This is a genomic window from Roseivirga sp. UBA1976, from assembly GCF_002336325.1.
In the GTDB taxonomy this organism is placed as follows: domain Bacteria; phylum Bacteroidota; class Bacteroidia; order Cytophagales; family Cyclobacteriaceae; genus Roseivirga; species Roseivirga thermotolerans.
Genome location: NZ_DDDQ01000083.1, coordinates 1 through 6,028 on the forward strand (window position 1 = coordinate 1; position 6,028 = coordinate 6,028).

General features: G+C 39.6%; 5 protein-coding genes. All 5 read left to right on the top strand.

Annotated elements, in window-relative coordinates; genetic code table 11:
* A partial coding sequence (locus tag B3763_RS08080) for a DNA-directed RNA polymerase subunit beta' (RefSeq protein ID WP_286745543.1) occupies positions 1-2,886 on the top strand: 2,886 nt, incomplete at its 5' end.
* Positions 2,887-2,902: 16 nt separating this feature from the next.
* Complete coding sequence (locus B3763_RS08085; RefSeq protein WP_189630256.1) at positions 2,903-3,223, top strand: DUF3467 domain-containing protein; 321 nt, start codon at positions 2,903-2,905, stop codon at positions 3,221-3,223.
* 796 nt (positions 3,224-4,019) lie between these two features.
* On the top strand, positions 4,020-4,544 hold the full coding sequence (locus B3763_RS08090) for a stage II sporulation protein M (protein ID WP_286745551.1): 525 nt from the start codon (positions 4,020-4,022) through the stop codon (positions 4,542-4,544).
* A complete protein-coding gene (locus B3763_RS08095; protein ID WP_286745545.1) occupies positions 4,541-5,056 on the top strand; it encodes a hypothetical protein in 516 nt (171 codons plus the stop codon). Before B3763_RS08090 ends, B3763_RS08095 begins: the two co-directional genes overlap by 4 nt.
* 690 nt (positions 5,057-5,746) lie before the next feature.
* Positions 5,747-6,028, top strand: a 282-nt coding sequence (gene rpsL / locus B3763_RS08100; RefSeq protein ID WP_286745547.1) for a 30S ribosomal protein S12, incomplete at its 3' end; no start/stop codon positions are given.

Below are 6,028 nucleotides of genomic sequence, written 5' to 3' on the forward strand. Positions count from 1 at the left end.
TTTGATGGTGACCAAATGGCCGTTCACGTTCCTCTTGGGCACGATGCTGTGCTTGAAGCAAGCTTGCTAATGCTTTCTTCACACAACATACTCAACCCGGCCAACGGTGCGCCAATTACCGTTCCTTCACAAGACATGGTACTTGGCTTATACTACGTAACCAAGGGTAGAAGATCTACAGAAGATTTTAAGGTAGAAGGAGAGGGCATGAGATTCTACTCTGCAGAGGAAGTAATCATTGCCCTTAATGAAGGAAAGCTTTCTAAGCACGCTTACATTCACGTAAAAACCAAGGTTCGTGAAAACGATGAGTTGGTTGAAAAAGTGATAGAGACCGTAGCGGGTAGAGTGTTGTTCAACGAAACTGTACCGGAAGAAGTAGGTTTTGTGAATGAGCTGCTGACTAAGAAGAAGCTTCAGAAAATTATTCAGAACGTAGTAAATATCTGTGGTATAGCTAAAACCGCTCAGTTCCTGGACGATATCAAGGAGCTAGGTTTCCAAATGGCCTACAAAGGTGGTCTCTCAATGGGTCTTGATGATATCCATATTCCGGAGTCTAAAGACGAGTTGATTGCCAGTGCCAAGGAAGAAGTAGATGCCGTATGGCAAAACTACCTGATGGGTCTTATCACAGACAACGAGCGCTACAATCAGGTTATTGATATCTGGACCCGTGTAAACACGCGTTTGACCAACGGACTGATGCAGCAGATGGAAGAAGACCAGCAAGGTTTTAACTCCATCTTTATGATGATGCACTCAGGAGCAAGGGGTTCGAGAGAGCAGATTAGACAGCTCGGAGGTATGAGAGGTCTGATGGCCAAGCCACAAAAGAACCTTGCCGGTTCGGTGGGAGCCATCATCGAAAACCCAATTCTATCGAACTTTAAAGAAGGTTTGGATGTATTGGAGTACTTTATCTCTACCCACGGTGCACGTAAAGGTCTTGCCGATACCGCTTTGAAAACTGCCGATGCCGGTTACCTTACCAGACGTTTGGTTGATGTGGCCCAGGATTGTGTGGTAAACGAAGAAGACTGTGGAACACTGAGAGGACTTACTGTTTCTGCCCTCAAAGACAATGAAGACGTAGTAGAACCACTTTCTGAAAGAATTTTAGGAAGAGTTTCTGTTCATGATATTTACGATCCGATTACCGAAGAGCTGATTATAGCTTCAGGTGAAGAGTTTACTGAAAAGATTGCTGAGCAGCTCGATGAGTCGGCTATCGAAGAAGTAGAAATCAGATCAGTTCTTACCTGTGAGTCTAAAAGAGGAGTTTGCTCCAAATGTTATGGTAGAAACCTATCTACTAACAAGATGGTGCAAAAAGGAGAAGCTGTTGGTGTAATTGCCGCTCAGTCAATCGGTGAACCAGGTACGCAGCTTACACTAAGAACATTCCACGTGGGTGGTACTGCCTCGAACATTGCTGTAGACGCGATGATTCAGGCCAAGTTCGATGGTGTGATTCAGTTTGAAGAACTTAGATCTTTACCAACTACTGACGATGAAGGCAATAAGATCAACATCGTGATGGGTAGAACCGGTGAGATTCAAATAGTTGATCCTAAGTCCAAGAAGGTGCTTATCTCTAACCACGTGCCTTATGGTGCAGTGCTCAAAGTAAAAGAAGGAGATAAAGTAGAGAAGGGCCAGGAACTATGTAAGTGGGATCCGTACAATGCGGTAATACTTTCAGAGTTTGACGGAACCATCGAGTTCGAATCCATTGAAGAAGGAATTACCTTCAAAGAGGAGTTCGATGAGCAAACAGGACACAGAGAGAAAGTAATTACCGATACTAAAGACAAAAACAAGAACCCTGCGGTGATTGTGAAGTCTAAGAATGAAACCAAATCTTACAACATTCCGGTAGGTGCCCACCTTTCTGTAGAGATAGGAGATAAAGTAAAAGTAGGACAGCCTTTGGCTAAGATTCCTAGAACCATGGGTAAATCACGCGATATTACGGGTGGTCTTCCAAGGGTAACAGAATTGTTCGAAGCCAGAAACCCATCTAACCCGGCCGTTGTGTCTGAAATTGATGGTGTAGTAACCTACGGTGGTATTAAGAGAGGTAACCGTGAAATCTTCATTGAGTCTAAAGACGGTGTGAAGAAGAAGTACATGGTGCCGCTTTCTAAGCACATTCTTGTTCAAGACAATGACTTCGTAAGAGCAGGGTATCCATTGTCTGATGGTGCCATTACTCCAAACGATATCTTGAATATTCAAGGACCAACTGCTGTTCAGGAATATTTGGTGAACGAGATTCAGGAAGTATACCGACTGCAAGGGGTGAAAATCAACGATAAGCACATTGAGGTTATCGTGAAGCAGATGATGCAGAAGGTAGAAATAATCGATGCAGGAGATACCCAATTCCTTCCTGGTCAAGTAGTAGATAAGTTTGTTTTCATGGAAGAAAACGACTCTATTCTCGACATGAAGGTTGTGTCTGATGCCGGAGACTCAGAGAATTTCAAGCCAGGTCAAATTGTTTCTCCACGAGATTTGAGAGATGAGAACTCAAGCTTGAAGAGACGTGATATGAAGTTGGTAGAGGTAAGAGATGCGCAACCAGCGGTGTCTCAACCAAAACTACAAGGTATCACTCAAGCCTCTTTGGGTACAGATAGCTTCATTTCGGCAGCATCATTCCAGGAAACCACCAAAGTATTGAGTGAAGCCTCCATTAAGGGTAAGGCCGATACGCTGAACGGATTGAAAGAAAACGTAATTGTTGGACATTTGATCCCGGCTGGTACCGGAATGAGAGAGTATGAAAACCTCATAGTAGGCAACAAAGAAGAATATGAAAAACTTCAGGCTGCTAAAGAGGCTTATCATTCAGAATCTGAAGAGAAAGTACAGTACTAATTAGCAAAGCTTAGCTATGGCAGAACAAAACGAGCAAAAACAGAACCAGCTGAATATTGAACTGACGGAAGAAGTTGCCGAAGGTCAATACGTGAATCTGGCCATGATTGCTCACTCAAACAGCGAGTTTGTGATCGATTTTATAAAGATGATGCCCGGTGTGCCAAAGGCCAAGGTGAAGTCGCGAATCGTAATTACTCCTGAACATGCCAAGCGACTGCTTTATGCACTGAAGGACAATATCGATAAGTTCGAGAATAACTTTGGACCAATAAAGCAGGCCGATGAACCGCCCAAATTCCCTATGAATTTTGGAGGTACCGTTGGAGAAGCTTAGTTAGACATTGTTAGGATATAAAAAAGGACTGCAGAAATGAAGTCCTTTTTTTGTTGATTTTGCTTTTTAGAATTCAAATTATTATATAAATTCACTAAGAAAAATTCAATCTATTAGTTTTAGAGTTAAAATGAGTATAATAAAAAGACTTGCAGTTGGAGTTTTTATTCCTATTTTTTATTTATTGTCAGATTCGTATCTGCCGTTTGAGGTGGAGGTCACTATTGGAGTATGTCTGATAATGACTATGGTTTGGTTAGTCTTTGTTCTTTCCAAATTCATGAGCATCTTAAATCACGATAATCGACTATTTAAAAAGAATAAGGAGTTGCTGATAATTTTTTTAGTTGCCATTAATCTTCCGCTTTTACTTTTGATGATTAAGGTTATTAGCCCAATGGTAGCTGGTCTAGCGATTACATTCAGTTCAATAACTGCCATCCTGACATTCTCACTTAGAAATAATAGTTCAAATATTTCAAATCAATAAATATCATAATGATGAAACAGAAAATTAAGTCAATTACAGCAGCAAGCCTTATGTTATTGGGTGTTTGCCTAGTGTCCAATGCAAGATCAAGTATGGTTCAGAGTGAGTTTTGGGCGGGTACCGCAATAGCAGCCATGTATAGTGATACCAGCGAAGAAGGTCAACTTGCACTTATTGGAATGGCGGCTGTGCATGGTTCTACTTGGGCCATAATTGGTTCCGCGGTGAGTCTCGGGCCAGCTGGGGCAGTGATCGGTGTGGGATTTGCCTTGTAGTTTGCCAATAAGCAAGAAGGAAAAATTGAAAGTGAAGTTTTTTCTTCTTGCTTTGTTTTTGCTGGTTATTTCTTTTTCCGTTGGTAATAATCTGGGTAGATCAGGTGTTCTAAACTTGGAAAGACCGGAATCTAGTCCCATATCTATAATTGATTTATTTAACACTTCCAGCACTGTTTTCTTTGCTAATCTATTTGTTAATAATCTAACTGTTATCTTAGTTTTGTTTTTGGGGAGGCTTTTTTTTGGCATTCCCACACTGGTGTTTTTGTTCTTGAATGGAATTGTAAATGGATTTATGATAAGTCCTTATCTAGTTAGTCATTCTTCCCTTGAAATATTCAGGCAGTTATCAATCCATTCTGTGGAATTGATTGCTGTTTTAATGGCTGGCGAGTATGGACTACGTGGGCTTAATGATTTTAGAAAGAAAAAGCAGACCGAGGATAGTTGGTTTTCATTTGGCAGTCTAGTTCAACTCATGGCGTGTATAATTTTTACGGCAATTGGAGCTTATTTGGAGGTGTTTTATTCTACTCAATACTCTTTGATATGAGAATAATTTCATTTGTAGTATGGATAGTTTACAGCTTTTCAATTTCTTTTTTATCCTATGTTGTCTCAAGTGAATTAATATCCAATCGCTTGATTGATGAGCCTATATCCAAAGTTTTTTCGTTGATAGAGTCAATTGTGACTTTCTTCGCTTCTGGGTTTATGTGGTTAGCCTATTTGCTGATAGTAAAAAGGTTAGTCTCTATGAGCAATGATGAAATTAAATTTAAGCTTCTATTTGAAAAGTGGACGCCTATTCTTTTAATCCCTACCCTTGGATATCTCTCTGCAACAGCAAATGTAGTTTTTAGGGAGAAAGCCTTTGATTCTATTGATACTCTTATGTCAGTTGTATTTACAAATACGATCATTTTTCAAATGGTTTTACTTGTCGTACCTGCTTATGGGATTGTTATATTGAAAAAATATTATGAGATTGGTTATAACTTTGCAGTGCCTTATTGTATCGGGCCTGTGGTTGTATTTTATCTATTCAATCTGATCGTAGGTTGATTAAGCTTTAAGAAAGACAATTTTATCTTTTCAACAGAACGTAAACTCCGCAAGGCCTAAAAGTTTCAAAAGTCAATTCATTATAAGAAACAAATAGATGTTCTGGCCAGATCCCAATGAATTTTGGAGGCACTGTTGGAGAGGCTTAGTAGTAGAAATAATTGATAGAGAAAAGGGTGTCTCATTAGTCAGGCACCCTTTTTTATTTCAAAATATTGTTTGGCTATATTCTTTTGTCTGACTCATAAAATGAATGAATATCAATATTTTCCACTAAGCTGATGGCTTTATGCCCTTCAGAATACTATACAACCTCAGTTCGACTTAAAATGTGGGAAAAACCTCCAAAAGTTGATGTCCACAATTGATCAAGGATTTAGTAGGCTCATTTGAACCAATGAAAGCAAACTTTTGGAGGGATATAGCACCGAGAAAGTCCTTCTGTAATTTTCTTGAGCTCATTTTCTTAATCGAACTGAGGTTATACAAAATAAAATTTGGTTAAAAAATTGAGGCTGCCCCTTTTGAGACAGCCTCTTTTTTTATTGCAGATGTTTGGAAAAATAGAGATTTAAGGCATCCGTCAAACTTAATTTTAAATTGACTGCAACTGTTTGTTTCAAAAACTTCTTTCACTACCTTTGCAGTCCAAAATTTGTAACTAGGAAAATAAAATCTAAAATTCTGTAAATGCCTACTATACAACAACTAGTAAGAAAGGGCCGAAAGAAATTGACTTCAAAGTCAAAATCTCCAGCTTTGGATAGCTGCCCGCAGAGAAGAGGGGTTTGTACTAGGGTGTATACAACTACTCCTAAAAAACCTAACTCAGCTATGAGAAAAGTAGCAAGGGTAAGGTTAACCAATGGAAAAGAAGTAAACGCCTACATCCCAGGTGAAGGTCATAACCTTCAGGAGCACTCAATTGTACTGATCAGAGGTGGTAGAGTAAAAGACCTTCCCGGTGTGAGA